Raw genomic sequence first — 302 nt, forward strand, 5'->3', positions numbered from 1 at the left:
TCCGGCCTGATCTCCAACATCTTCGACAGCTACGAGCCGCACAAGGGCGAGATCGCCAGCCGCAAGAACGGCGTGCTGATCTCCATGGACGACGGTGAAATCTTCACCTACGCCTTGGGCAAGCTGGACGACCGCGGTCGCATGTTCGTCAAGGCCGGCGATCCGGTGTACGAGGGCATGATCGTCGGCATCCACAGCCGCGACAACGACCTCATCGTCAACGCCACCCGCACCAAGCAGCTGACCAACTTCCGCGTGTCGGGCAAGGAAGACGCGGTGAAGATCACCCCGCCGATCGAGCT

Annotated in this window: 1 pseudogene; it reads left to right on the forward strand. The window is 62.3% G+C overall.

Going from position 1 to position 302, the window contains the following annotated elements:
- Positions 1 to 302 (forward strand): annotated as a pseudogene (locus tag HA630_RS26965) (translational GTPase TypA); the annotation flags it as partial.

The organism is Aquabacterium sp. A08 (assembly GCF_011742065.1).